At 65.6% G+C, this 17,706-nt stretch carries 14 protein-coding genes; 13 read left to right on the top strand and 1 reads right to left on the bottom strand.

Annotated elements, in window-relative coordinates:
* Positions 1 to 107: 107 nt before the first annotated feature.
* The 7 genes from fdnG to C3Y92_RS09470 all read left to right on the top strand — a co-directional run bounded on the left by fdnG (position 108) and on the right by C3Y92_RS09470 (position 9,190).
* A complete protein-coding gene (gene fdnG, locus C3Y92_RS09440) occupies positions 108 to 3,146 on the top strand; it encodes a formate dehydrogenase-N subunit alpha (protein WP_165352100.1) in 3,039 nt (1,012 codons plus the stop codon).
* 14 nt (positions 3,147 to 3,160) lie between these two features.
* Complete coding sequence (locus tag C3Y92_RS09445; protein ID WP_129351949.1) at positions 3,161 to 3,883, top strand: 4Fe-4S dicluster domain-containing protein; 723 nt, start codon at positions 3,161 to 3,163, stop codon at positions 3,881 to 3,883.
* A gap of 214 nt (positions 3,884 to 4,097) precedes the next feature.
* Positions 4,098 to 5,417, top strand: coding sequence for an ABC transporter substrate-binding protein (locus tag C3Y92_RS09450; protein ID WP_129355842.1), 1,320 nt, complete (start codon positions 4,098 to 4,100; stop codon positions 5,415 to 5,417).
* A gap of 4 nt (positions 5,418 to 5,421) precedes the next feature.
* Entirely contained in the window at positions 5,422 to 7,422 is a 2,001-nt protein-coding gene (locus C3Y92_RS09455) for an ATP-binding protein (RefSeq protein WP_129351951.1), read from the top strand.
* A gap of 54 nt (positions 7,423 to 7,476) precedes the next feature.
* Complete coding sequence (locus tag C3Y92_RS09460; protein WP_129351953.1) at positions 7,477 to 8,205, top strand: STAS domain-containing protein; 729 nt, start codon at positions 7,477 to 7,479, stop codon at positions 8,203 to 8,205.
* Positions 8,206 to 8,525: 320 nt separating this feature from the next.
* Positions 8,526 to 8,843 (top strand): hypothetical protein, encoded by a 318-nt coding sequence (locus tag C3Y92_RS09465; RefSeq protein WP_129351955.1) that lies wholly within the window; start codon positions 8,526 to 8,528, stop codon positions 8,841 to 8,843.
* 38 nt (positions 8,844 to 8,881) lie between these two features.
* Positions 8,882 to 9,190: a hypothetical protein gene (locus C3Y92_RS09470; protein ID WP_129351957.1), complete on the top strand. Its 309-nt coding sequence runs from the start codon at positions 8,882 to 8,884 to the stop codon at positions 9,188 to 9,190.
* Here C3Y92_RS09470 and C3Y92_RS09475 read toward each other — a convergent pair.
* Positions 9,165 to 9,662 (bottom strand): pyridoxamine 5'-phosphate oxidase family protein, encoded by a 498-nt coding sequence (locus tag C3Y92_RS09475; protein WP_165352101.1) that lies wholly within the window; start codon positions 9,660 to 9,662, stop codon positions 9,165 to 9,167. The two genes, C3Y92_RS09470 and C3Y92_RS09475, sit on opposite strands and share 26 nt — an antisense overlap.
* A gap of 82 nt (positions 9,663 to 9,744) precedes the next feature.
* On the opposite strand from C3Y92_RS09475, the gene ispG reads away from it, so the two are divergent.
* From ispG to dxs, 6 genes are all read left to right on the top strand, one after another.
* Entirely contained in the window at positions 9,745 to 10,848 is a 1,104-nt protein-coding gene (ispG, locus tag C3Y92_RS09480) for a flavodoxin-dependent (E)-4-hydroxy-3-methylbut-2-enyl-diphosphate synthase (RefSeq protein ID WP_129351961.1), read from the top strand.
* Positions 10,839 to 12,566 (top strand): proline--tRNA ligase, encoded by a 1,728-nt coding sequence (locus tag C3Y92_RS09485; RefSeq protein ID WP_129351963.1) that lies wholly within the window; start codon positions 10,839 to 10,841, stop codon positions 12,564 to 12,566. Before ispG ends, C3Y92_RS09485 begins: the two co-directional genes overlap by 10 nt.
* A gap of 465 nt (positions 12,567 to 13,031) precedes the next feature.
* Positions 13,032 to 14,441 carry an exodeoxyribonuclease VII large subunit gene (gene xseA / locus C3Y92_RS09490; protein ID WP_129351965.1) on the top strand — a complete coding sequence of 470 codons (1,410 nt, stop codon included), beginning with the start codon at positions 13,032 to 13,034 and terminating at the stop codon, positions 14,439 to 14,441.
* A complete protein-coding gene (xseB, locus tag C3Y92_RS09495) occupies positions 14,438 to 14,701 on the top strand; it encodes an exodeoxyribonuclease VII small subunit (protein ID WP_129351967.1) in 264 nt (87 codons plus the stop codon). The genes xseA and xseB overlap by 4 nt, the downstream gene beginning before the upstream one ends.
* A complete protein-coding gene (locus C3Y92_RS09500; protein ID WP_129351969.1) occupies positions 14,698 to 15,597 on the top strand; it encodes a polyprenyl synthetase family protein in 900 nt (299 codons plus the stop codon). Before xseB ends, C3Y92_RS09500 begins: the two co-directional genes overlap by 4 nt.
* 117 nt (positions 15,598 to 15,714) lie before the next feature.
* Complete coding sequence (dxs, locus tag C3Y92_RS09505; RefSeq protein WP_129351971.1) at positions 15,715 to 17,616, top strand: 1-deoxy-D-xylulose-5-phosphate synthase; 1,902 nt, start codon at positions 15,715 to 15,717, stop codon at positions 17,614 to 17,616.
* The last annotated feature ends 90 nt before the right edge of the window (positions 17,617 to 17,706 follow it).

Raw genomic sequence — 17,706 nt, forward strand, 5'->3', positions numbered from 1 at the left:
TTATTTTTAGCTTATGCTAATTTTAGCATAGCACAACGGGTCAAAGCCCGACGTCGCAAGCCTGGCGGCGGGATTGGTGAGAACGCTTAGCGGCAAGGAGACGGACCATGGAATGGAACCGGCGAGAGTTCCTCAAAATCGCAGGCGCGACCACGGCCGTGACCGCCTTTGGCGGCCTCGGCTTTGATCTGCGCCCGGCCTATGCCGAGGGGCAGGCGGCCAAGCTCAAGTTCACCAAGCAGAGCACCTCGGTGTGCTGCTACTGTTCGGTGGGCTGCGGGCTGATCTGCAGCACGGATAAGGACGGCAAGGGCAGGGTGGTCAACATCGAGGGCGATCCGGATCATCCGATCAACGAAGGCGCGCTGTGCCCCAAGGGCGCGTCCCACTACCAGCTCGGCAACAATGACCGCCGCATCCAGAAGGTGCTCTACCGCGCCCCGTACAGCGAGAACTGGGAAGAAAAATCCTGGGATTGGGCGCTGGACCGTATCGCCCGCAAGGTCAAGGAAGCCCGCGACGGCAGCTTCGTGACCAAGGACGCCAAGGGCCGGGTGGTCAACCGTTGCGAAGGCATCGCCTCGGTCGGTTCCGCCGCCATGGACAATGAAGAGTGCTGGATCTACCAGGCCATGCTCCGGGCCATGGGATTAAGCTACATTGAGCATCAGGCCCGTATCTGACACAGCGCCACTGTAGCGGCTCTGGCAGAGTCGTTCGGACGCGGGGCGATGACCAATCACTGGATCGACATCGCCAATTCTGATTGCATTTTCATTATCGGCAGCAACGCCGCCGAGAACCATCCCATCTCGTTTAAGTGGGCCCTGCGGGCCAAGGACAAGGGCGCGACCATTATCCACGTGGACCCGCGCTACACCCGCACTTCCCAGCATGCCGACGTGTTCGCCAGGTTGCGCTCGGGTTCGGATATCCCGTTTTTTGGGGGTCTTATCCGGTACATCCTGGCCAACAACCTGTATTTCAAGGACTACGTCGTCAACTACACCAACGCGTCGTTTATCGTGGGCGACAAATACGACTTTAAGGATGGCCTTTTTAGCGGCTATGACGCCGAAAAGCGGGCCTACGACAAGTCGAGCTGGAGCTTTGTCCGTGACGACGCCGGCCAGATCAAGAAAGACCCGACGCTGAACAACCCGCGTTGCGTCTTCCAGATCTTAAAAGCCCACTACGACCGTTACGACATGAAGTCGGTCTCGGCCATCACCGGCACGCCGGTGGCCGATCTGCAGAAGGTCTACCAGACCTACGCCGCCACCGGCAAACCCGAGAAGTCCGGCACCATGCTCTACGCCATGGGCCAGACCCAGCACACCGTGGGCGTGCAAAACATCCGCGCCATGTCCATCATCCAGTTGCTTTTAGGCAACATGGGCGTGGCCGGCGGCGGCATCAACGCCCTTCGCGGCGAGGCCAACGTCCAGGGTTCCACCGACCAGGGCCTGCTCTTCCACATTCTGCCCGGCTACATCCCCACCCCCTCGGCGGCGATGCAGACCCTGGCCGAGTACAACGAGAAGAACACCCCGGTGACCAAGGACCCGCAAAGCGCCAACTGGTGGGGCAACCGGCCCAAGTACATGGCGAGCTTTCTCAAGTCCATGTACCCCGAGCAGGATCTCGACACCGGCTACACCTACCTGCCTAAGCTCGAACCGGGCAAGGACTACTCCTGGCTGTCGCTTTTCGACGCCATGCTCGGCGGCGCTTTCAAGGGCTTTTTCGCCTGGGGCCAGAACCCGGCCGCCAGCACCGCCAACGCCAACAAGACCCGCGAGGCCATGACCAAGCTCGACTGGATGGTCACGGTCAACATGTTCGAGACGGAAACCGGCTCCTTCTGGAAGGGTCCGGGCATGGACCCCAAGAAGATCAAAACCGAGGTCTTCTATCTGCCCTGCGCCGTGGCCTTTGAAAAGGAAGGCTCCATCTCCAACTCCGGCCGCTGGATGCAGTGGCGCTATCCGGCCCAGGCCCCCTTGGGCGACTCCAAGCCCGACGGCGACATCATCTACGAACTCTTCGAGAAGATTCGCGGCCTGTACGCCAAGGAAGGCGGCGCCTACCCCGACCCCATCAAGAACCTCAACTGGGACGTGGCCACCAACCACATTTTCGATCCCCACAAGGTCGCCAAGCGCATCAACGGGTACTTCCTCAAGGAAAAAACCCTGAAGGTGGGCGACACGGAAAAGACGTTCAAGCCCGGCGATCCGGTGCCGGCCTTTGCCCTGCTGCAGACCGACGGCTCCACCTGCTCGGGCAACTGGATCTACGCGGCCTCCTACACCGACAAGAACATGGCCGCCCGCCGCGACAAGACGCAAACCGCCATGCAGGCCAAGATCGGTCTCTATCCGGGTTGGACTTGGTGTTGGCCGGTCAACCGCCGGGTGCTCTACAACCGCGCCTCGGTGGATCCCCAGGGCAAGCCTTACCAGCCGGAAAAGGCGGTCATCGCCTGGGAAGACGGCAAGTGGGTGGGCGACGTGCCCGACGGTCCCTGGCCGCCCATGGCCGATCAGAAAAACGGCAAGTCGCCGTTTATCATGACCACCGAGGGCTTGGGCCTCATCTTCGGCCCGGGCCGCAACGACGGTCCCTTGCCCGAACACTACGAGCCCCTGGAATGTCCGGTCGGCGAGAACCCGTTCTCCAAGCAGCTGCACAACCCCACGGCGCTCAAGTTCACCGGCCCCACCGAAGTGCACGCTTCCTGCGATCCGCGCTTCCCGTTCGTGTGCTCCACCTACCGGGTCACCGAACACTGGCAGACCGGCGTCATGACCCGCAACTCCCCCTGGCTGCTTGAAGCCGAACCGCAGATGTTCTGCGAGATGAGCCCCGAGCTGGCCAAGATGCGCGGCATCAAAAACGGCGAGAAGGTGATCCTCGAAAGCACTCGCGGTTCGCTGTGGGCCAAGGCCATCGTTACCGAGCGCATTCAGCCCTTCACCGTGCTCGGTCAGACCATCCACCAGGTGGGCATCCCCTGGCACTACGGCTGGACCTGGCCCAAGCATGGCGGCGACTCGGCCAACATCCTGTGTCCCTCGGTCGGCGACCCCAATACGGGCATCCCCGAGACCAAGGCCTTCATGGTCAACGTGCGCAAGGCCTAGGGAGGACCGACGCCATGACTGGAAAGAGCTTCTTTGTCGACCTGTCGCGCTGCACCGGCTGTCGGGGCTGCCAGATCGCCTGCAAGCAGTGGAAGAACAAACCCGTGGAACCCACGGAAAACACCGGCTCCCATCAGAATCCGCCGGATCTGTCCTGGCAGACGCTGAAAGTGCTTCGGTTTTCCGAGAAAACCATCGACGGCAAGTTCCAGTGGCTGTTCTTCCCGGACCAGTGCCGCCACTGCCTGGACGCGCCGTGCAAGATGGTGGGCGACTCCGAAGTGCCCGACGCCATCGTCCAGGACCCCCAGACCGGAGCCGTGGTCTTCACGGAAAAGTGCAAGGGGTTGTCCGCCGGCGGCGTGCGTGAGGCCTGTCCTTACGACATTCCCCGGGTCGATCCGGCCACCAAGCTCATGTACAAGTGCGATCTGTGCAACGACCGCATCCATGCCGGTCTGCTGCCCTCGTGCGTGCAGACCTGTCCCACCGGGACCATGAACTTCGGTGACCGCGACGAAATGCTGGCTCTGGCCAAGGACCGCCTGGCCAAACTCAAACCCAAGTTCCCCAAGGCCGAACTGGTGGACGCCGACTCGGTGCGGGTCATCTTCCTGACGCCGTTCCCCCCAAGCGCCTACTATAAATACGTCCAGTTCGGAGACGCCAGCCCTCGGCCCTTAAGCCGCAAGGCCTTCCTGGCCAAGGTCATGCGCCCGCTTCGGGCCTTCGGTTAGGTTCCCGCAACCGTCCGCTTCGGGAGGCCGCTGCCACGGCCTCCCGGATGCGGCGGATTGCCCGCGCCGGCCTTGTCCGGGCAGGGCAGGGGCGACGCCGACCGCAGTTGCCCGACCCCGCCGTGTCGCTACGGGAAAATCAGCTTGGCCATCCTGGCCAGGGGGAGGCTCTCCCCAGTTGACCAACCCTGCCCCCTGTCTGCTATCAACCGCCATGCGCATCCCGTTTTTTCCGCTGCGGCCAAGGTTATTGCGGCTTGCGGCCGTCTTTGTCGCCGCCGTGCTCCTGTCCGGCTGCTCGGGGCCGTCCTCGCCCGACGCCGGTTCGGCCACATCGCCGGGGGTCACCGGCAACACCGTGGTCGTGGGCTGTTCCCTGCCGCTGACCGGACACGCCAGCTACCTCGGCAAACAGACCCTCTACGGCGCGTTGGCCTATTTAAACGCCGTCAACGAAGCCGGCGGCGTGGCCGGCCGGACCATCAAGCTCATCACCCTCGACGACGGCTACGATCCGCCGCGTTGCGTGGCCAACACCCAGCAGCTTATTGTCGAGGATCAGGTCTTTTGCCTTTTCAGCTATGTCGGCACGCCCACCACGGCCAAGATTATTCCGCTTTTGGAGGAAGCCCGGGTGCCGCTGGTCGGCAGCTTCACCGGCGCCGACCTCCTGCGCTTTCCCTTTCGCCGCTACATCGTCAACATCCGCGCCTCCTACTATCAGGAGACCGCCGCCGCCGTGGAGCATCTTGTCCAGGACCTTCGCCTGGAGCGGGTGGGCGTGTTCTACCAGTACGACGCTTACGGTTTCGACGGCCTCAAGGGCACGGAAATGGCGCTCAAGGACCGGGGTCTGGCCCCGGTGGCGCGCGGTTCCTACATCCGGGGTTCCATGGACGTGGAGGAGGGCGTGGGCCGCATCCTGGAGGCCAAGCCCCAGGCCATCGTCATGATCGGGGCCTACGGCCCCTGCGCCAAGGCCATCAAGCTGGCCCGTGCCCGGGGCTACAGAGGGCTTTTCTACGCCGTGTCCTTTGTGGGGGCCGACGAGATCGCCCGCATCCTCGGTCCCGGCGACGATACGCCGCTGGTCATGTCCCAGGTCGTGCCGCCCCCGGATCTGCCCGAGGCCGCCTCGCTGTTGACCGGCGTCATGGACTACGCGCGCCTGCTTGCCCGGTCTTTCCCCGACGAGCGGCCCAACGTCGTGGGCCTGGAGGGCTTCATCAACGCCCGGGTGCTGGTCGAGGGCTTGCGGCGCTGCGGCCGGGAACTGACCCGGGAGCGGTTCCTTGACGCCATCGAATCCATCCAGGACTTTTCCGTGGGCATTGCCAGCCCCGTGAGCTACGGCCGGGACCGCCGCCAGGGGTTGGACCGGGTCTATTTCACCCGCTTTGACCGGGGCCGTTTCCACATGGTCACGGACTGGGGCGGCATCAAGGCCGCCCTGGAAGCCGGGCGCGCCGTCAAGGCCGTGCCCAACGAGCAGGACGGGCGCGAGGCCGCCCCGTCTCTGGCTCCGGGCGGCTGATTCCATGTTGTTTTTGCCCCAGCGCGTCAGCCTCAAGCTCAAGATGTTCGGCGGCACCATGGCCGTGGTGCTCCTGGTCAGCGCCGTCATCGCCATTTTGGCCCGCTGGATTCTGGTCACCAGCCTCAACCGTGAACTCGAACAGCGCGGCGTGGCCATCGGCCAGAGCATCGCTGAACGGGCCAGCGGATTTATCCTCGACAAGGACCGGCCAAACCTCGTCAGCCTGGTCTTTGACGCCGCCCAGCTCGGCGAACGCAAGGTCCTGGTCTCGTACATCTTTATCAGCGACAACGACGGCCGCATCCTGGCCAACACCTTCATCCGCCCCTTTCCGGCCGACCTGCGCGGCATCAACCCCCTGCCCGAGAACAAGGACTACAGCATCGATCTGGTCGATTTCGACCAGTCCCAGGCCATCGACATCGCCGTACCCGTGCGCGAGGGCATCTACACCCTGGGCGCGGTCCATGTGGGTCTGTCCAAGAGCCACATCGACTCCCTGGTCGGCAAGCTGCGCACCACCTTTCTGGGCTTCATCACGGCCGTCACCGTGGTCATGTTCCTCATCGTGCTGCGTCTGTCCAACGCCGTGGCCCGGCCGCTGTCGCGCCTGACCCAGGCCGCCGACGCCATTAGCCGGGGAAGCCTCGACGCCCCCGAGGCCATGCTGGGGCTTTCCGACGACGCCATCAAGCACTGCCAGGCCTACGCCGACACCGATCTGCCCTGCTGGCACTTCGACCAGAACCGGGGCGAGGGCGAGCCGACCAGCCAGGCCGCCTCGCGCACCTGCCGGGAGTGCCGGTTCTACCGCAAGGAGGGCGGCGGCGACGAGGTGGCCCAGCTCGCCGAGTCCTTCAGCAACATGATCTGGAGCATCCGGCTCTACCGCCGCCGGCTGCGCGAGTCCGAGGAAAAATACCGTTCGCTTTTCGACAGCAACCCCGACCCGGTCTTCGTGGTCGAGGCGGCCACCGGCCGCATCCTCGACGCCAACTCCCAGGCCGAGGCTGTCTACGGCTACGGCCGCAAGGAACTGGTCGGCCGCGATCTGGCCGAGCTGGAACCCGACGCCGACGGCGGCGTGGCCGCCTATCTGGCCGACCGCGACGCCCCCGAGCGGGTGCTTTTTCCCAAACTGCGCCATGTGCGCAAGGACGGCGAACCGCTCTACGTCAACGTCCACGCCTGCCGCATCGCTTACCGGGCCAGGGACGCGGTCATCGTCTCGGCCACCGACATCACCGAACTGGTGGAAAAAGACGCCCAGCTCATCCAGGCGAGCAAGATGAAGACCCTTGGCGAAATGTCCGCCGGCATCGCCCACGAACTCAATCAGCCCTTAAACGCCATCAAGATGGGCAGCGACTATCTCAAGATGGTGGCCGAGACCGGCGGCCTGCCGTCGCCCGACGCCCTGGCCGCCGTCACCGGCCAGGTCAGCGAGCAGGTGGACCGGGCCGCCGCCATCATCGGCCATCTGCGGGATTTCGGCCGCAAATCCGAGCCCAAACTGGAATACGTGGACATCAACGAACCCATCAAGGGCGTTTTCACCATCATCGGCCACGAATTGGCCCTGCAAGGCATCGAGGTGGTCCTGCGTCTGGCCGCCAGCGCGCCCATCAAGGCCCATGCCAACCGCCTGGAGCAGGTGTTTTTCAACCTCGTGGTCAACGCCCGCGACGCCATGACCGACAAGGCCTGCCAGAGCGAACGACCGCGCCGCCTGACCATCGTCTCGGCAAGCGCCGCCGGCCGGGTCACCGTGGCCGTGGCCGATACCGGCTGCGGCATTCCCGAAGCCGCCCGGCGCAAGATTTTCGAGCCCTTTTTCACCACCAAGCAGACCGGCCAGGGCATGGGCCTGGGGCTGGCCATCACCTACGGCATCGTCAAGGACTATGGCGGCGAGATTGAGATGGAAAGCGCTCCAGACCGGGGGAGCGTTTTTCGTCTCACCTTTCCCGCCGCCCGCGACAAGAGCGAGCGAAGTCCTTGACGCCGCGCCAGCGAGCCAGCAAAACGCCTGAACCGAGTGTTCCAGGGAGTCTTCATGCGCACCATTTTGGTCATCGACGACGAACGGCCGACCCTGCAGATGTTCGAGCTCTATCTCGGGGCTTACGGCTACAAAACCCTGACCGCCGCCAGCGGCGAGGAAGGGTTGGCCGTTTTTGACGCCCAGACCCCGCCCATCGTGCTCACCGACATCAAGATGCCCGGCATAGACGGCCTGCAAGTGCTGGAGGCGATCAAGGCCCGGCGGCCCGAAACCGAGGTCATCGTGATTACCGGCCACGGCGATACTGATCTGGCCCTGGCCGCCCTGGGGCTTCGGGCCACGGATTTCATCGACAAACCCATCCGTCGCGAGACCCTGGAAGCCGCCCTTGGCCGGGCCAACGGCCGCTTGGACATGGCCGAGGCCGCCGGCAGCGGCGGCGACGTGGCTGCCGCCTGTGAAGAGACCGTTGGCGTCATCCATATCCGAGGCAGTCTCTGCGGCGAAAGCGAACCCTATCTGACCAAGGCCTTTCGGGAACTCGACGACGCCGTGGGGGTGCTTTTCGACTTCACGCCCAACGCCTCGATCAACGGCGCTGGTCTGGACGTTCTGGCCAGCGTGGCCGAGACCTGCCGGGCCTCGGGCCGCCCTGCCGCCGTGTATGGGTTGGCCGAAAACTTCGTGCGCATTCTCGACCGCCTGGGCATCACCGACAAGGCCCCGCGTTTTACCGACCGGGGCGAGGCCTTGGCCTATCTGGCCAAAACGACTTCGTGACGCGTCCCCAGGGCAACTGATCAGCATCCGATGGAAAAGCAGGGCGTTTTATCTGTTTCCAGGGAATCCCCAGGCGCATTTCGAGGATGTGACGCAAACCTTTGCTATTGACCCGAAGCGGCCTGAGGGGGGAACCCCGGCTGATATTGTTTTGCCGATGAGGCGGCCGAGAATGTTAGGAGCCTCGTCCAGACGTTGACGTGAGGCGGCGAGGCCGCCAGACAACGGTTATCCAGGCATGGCAGGCGGGCGCGAACAGGCGTTTACAGGCCGGCGCGCCGCCCGTATACTGCCGGCCACCGATAAGGAGGCAGGGCGGCGTGCGACACCCTGGAGACGCACTCGGCCGGGGCTGCCTGCTGGTCAGCCTGACGGCGCTTTGGGCCATGCTCGCCATGCGGCTGTATGTCGTGTGGCGCGACGGGATGTGGCTGGCTTGGCCCATGGGCGACGTGCTGCCCGATGTCCTGGTGCGGCGGATATTCGCTCTGCCCGACGCCGGGCCCCGAGACGCCCTGGTCTGGCTCCTGCGCCAGGACGCCCTGTATTGGGTAGCTGCCGTCTGTCTTGTGTTATGGCTGCTTGCCGCCCCGGGCCGGTCCGCGCCCGGCGGCGATGACGACGAACTCTCCCGGTAACGACCGATTGCCGACGTCGCGTCAAGGAGGTTTGATTGATGCGCGCGTTTTTGCTGCTGCTTACGCTTATGGCTTACGCCGCTTCCGCCCAGGCTGCCGAGACCGTGTCCCTGACCGGCCGGGTGACGGGCGTGAAGCAATATCCGCAAAAGGAAACCATTTGCCTGGCCTTTGAAGCCAAGGACAAAAAGACCTATCTTATCTGCGACGACGTGACTTCCAAGGACGTCATCGAGAAACTTTTCGACCTGGGCAAGAAAGACGCCGACTGCCGCATCGACGGCACGGTGGCCAAAAAAGCCGACGAGGTCTATCTCAACATCACCGGCGTGGGGCAGGGGGGGTAGCGTCGCTGTCCTGTCCCGTTGCTGCTGTCGCGGATGCCTCGTCGAGGCTGGTCAAATAGGCGGCATCGGTCGGGCCTGTCAGGAGCAGATAGGACGTGACCTGCAGCCGGATGAGGGCGATTTCCGGTCGCGCCAACAGGCCGGCCAGATGCGGGTGGCGACGGCCTAATACAGTGAATCCGGCCTGACGCTGGGCCTCGGTTCCCGGCTCGTGGCGGCCGGCCAGGGTCAGGGCGCGCACGCTTTCCCGATCAATGGCCGTTTCCCGGTCGTCGACAAGCAGCGAAATCCTGGGGTCCGCAAGGATATTGCGCCACTTGCGCGTGTCGGGCAAAGTGGCCATGACCAAGCACGACGGGCTTTCGATGGCAAAGGCCATAAGCGAGGTCAGCGGCCCTTCGGGGCCGGCGGTGGCCAAAACGCCCAGTGAGGCGTTGGCCAGCAGTTGCCGGATGGCGGCTGCGGCGTTCATGTCTGGTAAGCTCCTTGACTCGTGCGGCTGCCGGGGCGACATGTCCGGCCAAACCCGGATCAACTCTTAACCCAAACTCCCCATGCAAGAAACCCTGCCTCTTTCGCCGCGTCGCCGGACCCGGACCGTACGCGTCGGCGCGGTCGGCGTCGGCGGCGACAATCCCGTGCGTGTCCAGAGCATGACCAACACCGACACCCGGGACGTGGACGCCACCCTGGCCCAAATCCAGGCCTTGACCGAGGCCGGCTGCGAGATCGTGCGCCTGGCCGTCCTCGACGAGGCCGCCGCCCAGGCCCTTGCCGCCATCCGCGCCGCCACTGACGCGCCGCTTGTGGCCGACATCCATTTCGACCACCGCCTGGCCGTGGCCGCCCTGGAAGCCGGGGTGGACGCGCTTCGCATCAATCCCGGCAACATCGGCTCCGAGGCCGCCGTGGACACGGTGGTGGCCGCGGCCAAGGCCCACGGCGCGCCCATTCGCATCGGCGTCAATTCCGGTTCCGTGGCCAAGCATCTGCTCAAGAAATACGGTGGCCCGACCGCCCAGGCCATGGTGGAAAGCGCCCTGGAGCACATCGCCCTGCTCGAAGCCCGGGATTTTCACGACATCAAGGTGTCGCTCAAATCCTCCTCGGTGCTGCGCACCATCGCCGCCTACCGCTTGCTCGCCGCCAAGGTCGATTATCCGCTGCACATCGGCGTCACCGAGGCCGGAACTCCCATGCGCGGGGCGGTCAAGTCCGCCGTGGGCCTGGGCGTGCTTTTGGCCGAGGGCATCGGCGACACCCTGCGCGTGTCGCTGACCGGCGATCCGGTGACGGAAATCGGCGTGGCCTACGAAATCCTGCGCTCCCTGGAACTGCGCGCGCGCGGCCCGGAAATCATCTCCTGCCCGACCTGCGGGCGCACCGAGATTGACCTCGTCGGCCTGGCCGAGGCCGTGGAGGAACGCCTGCGCGGCGTGCCCGAAATATTCACCGTCGCCGTCATGGGCTGTGTGGTCAACGGCCCGGGCGAGGCCCGCGAGGCCGACATCGGCATCGCCGGCGGCCGCGACTGCGGCATCATCTTCCGCAAGGGCGAGATCCTTGGCAAGGTGCGCGGCGCGGACAAGCTTATTCCCGCCTTCATGGACGAACTGGAACGCTTCATTACCGAAAAAAAGGAATCCCCATGCGACTGAGCCGCTACTACGCCCCCACGTTGAAAGAGACTCCGGCCGAAGCCGAGGTCATAAGCCACCAGCTGCTGCTGCGCGCCGGCATGATCCGCAAGCTCACGGCCGGCATCTATACCTACCTTCCCCTGGGGCTTAAGGCGCTCAACAATGTCGCCAAGATTGTGCGCGAGGAAATGGACCGATCCGGGGCGCTGGAAATCCTCATGCCCGCCGTGCAGCCCGCCGACCTCTGGAAGGAGTCCGGCCGCTGGGATTTCTACGGCCGGGAACTGCTGCGCTTCGTCGACCGCCATGACCGGGAATCGTGCCTGGGACCCACCCACGAGGAAGTCGTCACCGACCTGGTGCGCCACGAGATCCGCTCCTACCGCCAGCTGCCGGTCAACCTCTACCAGATCCAGACCAAGTTCCGCGACGAGATCCGCCCCCGCTTCGGCCTCATGCGCGGCCGTGAGTTCGTCATGAAGGACGCCTACTCCTTTGACAAGGACGACGCCGGGGCCGACGCCAGCTACTGGGGCATGTACGAAGCCTATGCCCGCATCTTTAAGCGTCTGGGCCTCAAGTTCCGGGCCGTGGCCGCCGACTCCGGGGCCATCGGCGGTTCGTTCTCCCACGAATTCATGGTCCTGGCCGACACCGGCGAGGACACCATCGTGGCCTGCCCGGCCTGCGACTACGGGGCCAACGTCGAAAAGGCCGAAGCCATCTGTCCTCCGGCCGGCGACCTCGCCCCTTGCCCCGCCGCCGAGAAGATCGCCACTCCGGGCCAGCACACGGTCGAGGAAGTGGCCGCCTTCCTGAAGGTCCCGGCCGCTTCCGTCATCAAGACGCTGCTCTACGTGGCCGACGGCAAGACCGTGGCCGCGCTGGTGCGCGGCGACCGCGAACTCAACGAAGTGAAATTCAAAAACCTCCTGGACGCCAAGGAAGACCTCCGCCTGGCCACCCCCGAGGAAGTCACGGCCGCCACCGGCGCGCCCGTGGGCTTTGCCGGCCCCGTCGGCCTGTCCCTGCCCGTCTACGCCGACCGGGAACTGGCCCTGGCAAACGACTGGGTGGTCGGAGCCAACGCCGCCGACGCCCACCTGCTCCACGTGGATCTCGGCCGCGACGTCAACGTCGTGTCCTTCACCGATCTGCGCGAGGTCGCCCCGGGCGATCCCTGCCCCAAGTGCGGCGCGCTGCTCGATTTCACCAAGGGCATCGAGGTCGGCCACGTCTTCAAGCTGGGCCTGAAGTATTCCAAGGCCTTAAACGCCACCTTCCTGGACGAGGCCGGCAAGGAACAGTTCATGATCATGGGCTGCTACGGCATCGGCGTGTCGCGCATCGTGGCCTCGGCCATCGAACAGAACCACGACGACGGCGGCATCGTCTTCCCGCCCACCATCGCCCCCTTCGAAGCGGCGCTCATCAATTTGAGCCCCAAGGACGAAACCGCCTGCGCCAAAGCCGACGAAATCTACGCCGCCCTGACCGCCGCCGGCATCGAGACGCTCCTCGACGACCGCGACGAACGCCCGGGCGTCAAATTCAAGGATGCCGACCTCATGGGACACCCCATCCAGCTGACGCTCGGCGGCAAGGGACTGGCCCGCTGCATCGTCGAGACCAAGGATCGCCGCACCGGCGAGAAGGGCGAACTGCCCCTGGAAGGCTTTTTCGAAGCGTTTGCTGCCTGGCGCGCCGGCGTGCGTGCGGGCTGGGGCCTGGAGTAGAGAGAGAAAAAGCGAAGACTGGGGCGCTGCCCCAGGCCCCGCCGGGGGGCTCAGCCCCCCGGACCCCCGACTTGGGGGCTGGTCGTGCGCATGGCCAAGCGGACGGCGGCGGCTGGGCTGCGTGGGTGGCGCTGCCGCGCGAAGATGGGGTCGGGATTTGGGCCGGGAATCTCGGCGCAGGAGCGCCGTTATTCCCGGCCCAAATCCCGACCCCAACCGGCCCTCGGCCCCGAGGCGGGGCCGAATGCTTGGAGCCTGAGCGACAAGACAGGATGGCCGACGAGCGGGCTTTTGCAGCTTGTCCGTTTTTTGGGTGGAAACCGTCGGCGACGTTGAAAGTTGTAGTGCGCTGACTCTCCTATACGCCCCTTTGAAAGTTTTTGGGGAGGGTGGGGGTCTGGGGGAGGGAACCCCTTTTTTCAAAAAGGGGTTCCCTCCCCCAGTCTTCACGAAGTGACGACAATAATGCCCCATGTGTTTGAAGTCGCGGAACTGACCCGGGCGCTCAAGTCCGTGGTCGAGTCCGAATTCCCTTTTGTCTGGGTGCGCGGCCAGGTGGTCAACCTGTCGCGTCCGGGCTCGGGGCATGTCTATTTTTCTCTGCGCGACGCCGAGGCGTCCCTTGGCGTGGTCTGGTTCAAGGGGGCGCAGGCCGGGCGCGTGACGCCCGGCGGCGAGCGGTACGATCCGCTGACTGGCGAGGTGCTGGAAAGACCTTTGGCCGGGCTGTTGGCCGACGGCATGGAGGTCATGGTTGCCGGGCGTTTGACGGTTTATCCGCCGCGCGGAACCTATCAGCTGGTGGCCGAGGTGGTGCAGGAGGTCGGGGCCGGCCGGCTGTGGCTGGAATTCGAGGAACTCAAAAAACGTCTGGCCGCCAAGGGCTTTTTCGAGGCGGCCAGAAAGCGCCCCTTGCCGCCCCATCCGACCCGGGTGGCGGTGGTGACCGCCCCGGCTGGCGCGGCCGTGCGCGATTTCATCCGCATCGGCCGGGAGCGCGGGCACGGGGCAAAGGTGCGCGTCTATCCGACGTTGGTGCAGGGTGAGGCCGCCCCGGCCGGCATTGTGCGGGCCATGCTGCGGGCCGTAGCCGACGACTGGGCCGAGGTGTTGGTGCTCATTCGCGGCGGCGGATCGCTGGAGGATTTGTGGGCTTTCAACACGGAAGAGGTGGCCAAGGCGATTTATGCTGCGCCGTTGCCAGTGCTCGTCGGCGTCGGCCATGAGGTGGACGTGACCATCGCCGATATGGTGGCCGACGTGCGCGCCGCCACGCCCTCCCATGCCGCCCAGCTGTTGTGGCCCGAGCGTGGGATGCTGGCCCAGCGCCTGGACGACGCCGAGATGGCGCTTCGCCGCCAGATCGGGAGCCTTGTTTCCTTGCGGGAACGGGATCTTGCCGCCCTGGCCCGGGGGCTTTCCTGGCTGTCCCCGGCCCGGCGGCTCACCCGCCTGGAAGAGGCCTTTGCCGCCGGCGAAAAGCGTCTGACGCGGGCTGGAACCTCCCGGCTGGACGTCTTGTCGCGGCGGCTCGACGGCCTGGAAGCGCGTCTGGCCCGGCGTTTCGACCGGCAAAGCCTGGACGCCCGGGACGACGCCCTGACCCGGCGCAAGGAGCGGATCGCGGCGGCCATGCGGCTTTTTCTCGCTGACCGTCAAGGCCGCCTCGACGTGACCGCCATGCGGCTGGCCGGCCTGGACCCGGCCGCGCCCTTGGCCCGGGGCTACAGCCTGACCACGGTCCTTCGCACCGGCAAATTCCTGCGCCGGGAGGGCGAGGTGCGGCCCGGCGACAAGCTTGACGTCATGGTGTATGAAGGCCGCGTTCGGGCCGTGGTGTCCCAAGACGGACCCGACGACGGAGAAAACCCGTGAGCGTGAAGGAAGAAAGCTTTGAAAAGGCGCTGACGCGCCTGGAGCGCATAGCCGTCGCCCTGGAAGCCGGCGACGTGCCCCTGGAAAAGGGCGTGGCGCTCTACAAGGAAGGCATGGGACTGGTGGCCTCGTGCCGCAAGCGCCTGGAGGCGGCCCGGCTGGAAATCAGTCTGGCCGGCGAGGACGGCGGGCTGGTCCCGTTTGACGTTGCCGATGACGAGGCCGCCCGCGACGGCGGGCCGGCCGGGGAGGAGTCGTGACGGTGAAACAACGGTTGGCCGTGATGGCCGGCGAGGTGGAAGTCTATCTGCGCGAGCGCTTCGGCGCGCGGATGCGTGAGCGCGGCGTGCCGGAGAATCTGTTGGCCGCCATGGAATATTCGCTGCTGGCCGGCGGCAAGCGGCTGCGCCCGGTCCTGTGCCTCGTTTTCGCCGAGCTTTTCGACGCCGACCGGGCCAGGGTCATGCCCTTTGCCGCCGGTTTCGAGATCATCCACACCTATTCGCTCATCCATGACGACCTGCCGGCCATGGACGACGACGACCTGCGCCGGGGCCGGCCGTCCAACCACAAAGTTTTTGGCGAGGCCGGGGCCATCCTGGCCGGCGACGCGCTTTTGACCGAAGCCTTCGGCTGCATGGGCCGTGTCTGGCCCGGCGTGGCGGCCGAGCTGGTGCTGCCGGCCCTGGCCGAGGCGGCCAAGGCGGCCGGCGCGGCCGGCATGGTGGGCGGACAGGTCCTCGATATGGACTATACCGCCCGGGAAGGCGTGACCCTGGCCGAGCTGGCCCGGATGCAGGCCCTCAAGACCGGCGCGCTTTTGACCGCCTCCTGCGTGTGCGGCGCGATACTGGCCGGCGCGGGCGAGGAAGGCGTGGCCCGGGCCCGGGAATACGGCGAGGCCGTGGGCGCGGCCTTCCAGATCGTTGACGACATCCTTGATGAGATCGGCGACGCCGCCACCCTGGGCAAACCCGTGGGCAGCGACCGGGAGCAGGGCAAAAACACGTATCCTTCCATGATCGGCCTTGACGAAAGCCGGCGGCTGGCCGAGGAACGCGTGGCCGCCGCCATTGCCGCCATCGAGCCGTATGCCGGTGATGCGGCAGAGTTTTTACGAGACCTGGCCCGCTATATCGTGGTCCGGGTGCAGTAGCCTGCGCCGGCCGCAGACGCCGCCGCGCGCGGCGGTCCGGGTTTGACGCCACCACGATTTTGAGACGCCACGGCGCGCCGGCCAGCTTTCCGGCGCGGCCTACAAGGATACGACCACATGACGGCAATGAGCGACGCGGCCCTGCGCATCCTGACCCGCATCAAGCATCCCCACGACGTGGCGGGGCTTTCCGCCGAGGAACGCGCCGTGCTGGCCGAGGAAATCCGGCAGGTCATCATCGGCACGGTCTCCATGAACGGCGGCCACCTGGCCCCGTCGCTGGGCGTCGTGGAACTGACGCTGGCCCTGCTGGCCGCCTTCGATCCAGGCCGGGACAAGTTCGTCTGGGACGTGGGACATCAGGCTTATGCTTACAAGATTCTCACCGGCCGTCAGGAAGAGTTCCATACGCTGCGCACCATGGGCGGCGTCAGCGGCTTTCCGCGTCCGGCCGAAAGCCCCTTTGACCACTTTGGCGTCGGCCATTCGAGCACGTCCATTTCGGCGGCCCTGGGCCTGGCCATGGCCCGGGACCGCAAGGGCGAGAACCATGACGTCATCGCCGTCATCGGCGACGGTTCCATGACCGCCGGACTGGCCTACGAAGGCCTCAACCAGGCCGGGGGCTGGGGCGGGCGGCTCATTGTCGTTTTAAACGATAACGAGATGTCCATCTCGAAAAACGTCGGCGCGCTTTCGCTGTTTTTAAGCCGCAAGCTCAACCAGCGCTGGGTCAAGCGGCTCAAAAAGGACATGGAAAGCTGGATCGGTTCGCTGCCCTACGGCGGCGACCTCATGGGCTATGTCCGGCGCGGCGAGGAGTCGTTTAAAAGCTTTTTCACGCCCGGCATGTTGTTCGAAGCCTTCCGCTTCAACTACCTTGGGCCCATCGACGGCCACAACACCGAACGGCTCATTGAGGTCTTCAAGGAAGTCAAGGATATCGAAGGCCCGGTGCTGGTCCATGTGTTGACCAAGAAGGGGCGGGGCTATGAGCCGGCCGAGTCCAACCCCACCTATTTTCACGGCGTGGGCTGTTTCGAGCCCGAGACCGGGCTGGTGGAAAAGGCCGGGGTCTGCCCGCCGAGCTACACGCAAGTCTTTGGCGAGGCGCTACTGGCCGCCGCCAAGGCCGACAAACGCGTCATGGCCATCACCGCCGCCATGCCCGAGGGCACCGGGGTGTCGCGGTTCGCCACCGAACTGCCCGACCAGTTCGTCGATGTCGGCATCTGCGAACAGCACGCCGTCACCTTCGCCGCCGGCCTGGCCATGGCCGGCTTTCGGCCGGTGGTCGCCATCTATTCCACCTTCCTGCAGCGCTCCTATGACCAGATCGTCCACGACGTCTGCCTCCAGGATCTGCCCGTGACTTTTTGCCTCGACCGGGCCGGGCTGGTCGGCGAGGACGGGGCCACCCACCACGGGGCTTTCGACATTTCCTATCTGCGCCACATACCAAACCTCGTCTGCATGGCTCCGGGCAATGAGGCCGAGCTGCCGGCCATGCTGGCCACGGCCCTGGCCCATCCCGGCGCGGCCGCCATCCGCTACCCGCGCGGGGCCGGCGTGGGCCTGCCCGTGCCGGACAACGCCGAGCCTCTGCCCATCGGCCAGGGAAAACTTGTGCGCGAGGGGAGCGACGGGCTTGTCGTCGCCATCGGCAGCCGGGTCATGCCGGCCGTGGCCGCCGCCGACGCCTTGGCCGTCCGCACAGGCAAGCAGGTCGCGGTCTTTAACGCCCGCTTCATCAAGCCCCTGCCCCTGGTCCAGCTGCTGGAGCTGGCCAAGACCCACAAACGCTGGCTGACGGTGGAGGAAAACGTGCTGGAAGGGGGCTTTGGCTCGGCCGTCATCGAAGCCCTGTCCGACGCCGGCGCGCTTTCTGGACTCACGGTCAAGCGCCTGGGGTTGCCCGACGGCTTTGTGGAGCATGGCTCCCAAAAGGCCTTGCGCGCCCTTTGCGGCATCGACCAGCCGGGCATCGAGGCGGCCCTGGCCGCGCTGCTGGCATCCTGACCGCGTTGGCGTAGTCCGCTGGACATCTGCCCGATGGGCGATTTGGCCGCGTCGCGGGCATTCCCATGGGGTCGGAATGCCGGTCCGCTC

The sequence above is a fragment of the Solidesulfovibrio carbinolicus genome (assembly GCF_004135975.1).
In the GTDB taxonomy this organism is placed as follows: domain Bacteria; phylum Desulfobacterota; class Desulfovibrionia; order Desulfovibrionales; family Desulfovibrionaceae; genus Solidesulfovibrio; species Solidesulfovibrio carbinolicus.

Excerpts from the sequence above, each read along its gene's own strand:
- C3Y92_RS09445 (WP_129351949.1), top strand. The coding sequence starts at position 3,161 with ATGACTGGAAAGAGCTTCTTTGTCGACCTGTCGCGCTGCACCGGCTGT.
- C3Y92_RS09450 (WP_129355842.1), top strand. The coding sequence starts at position 4,098 with ATGCGCATCCCGTTTTTTCCGCTGCGGCCAAGGTTATTGCGGCTTGCG.
- C3Y92_RS09455 (WP_129351951.1), top strand. The coding sequence starts at position 5,422 with ATGTTGTTTTTGCCCCAGCGCGTCAGCCTCAAGCTCAAGATGTTCGGC.
- C3Y92_RS09460 (WP_129351953.1), top strand. The coding sequence starts at position 7,477 with ATGCGCACCATTTTGGTCATCGACGACGAACGGCCGACCCTGCAGATG.
- C3Y92_RS09470 (WP_129351957.1), top strand. The coding sequence starts at position 8,882 with ATGCGCGCGTTTTTGCTGCTGCTTACGCTTATGGCTTACGCCGCTTCC.
- C3Y92_RS09475 (WP_165352101.1), bottom strand. The coding sequence starts at position 9,662 with ATGAACGCCGCAGCCGCCATCCGGCAACTGCTGGCCAACGCCTCACTG.
- ispG (WP_129351961.1), top strand. The coding sequence starts at position 9,745 with ATGCAAGAAACCCTGCCTCTTTCGCCGCGTCGCCGGACCCGGACCGTA.
- C3Y92_RS09485 (WP_129351963.1), top strand. The coding sequence starts at position 10,839 with ATGCGACTGAGCCGCTACTACGCCCCCACGTTGAAAGAGACTCCGGCC.
- xseA (WP_129351965.1), top strand. The coding sequence starts at position 13,032 with ATGCCCCATGTGTTTGAAGTCGCGGAACTGACCCGGGCGCTCAAGTCC.
- dxs (WP_129351971.1), top strand. The coding sequence starts at position 15,715 with ATGACGGCAATGAGCGACGCGGCCCTGCGCATCCTGACCCGCATCAAG.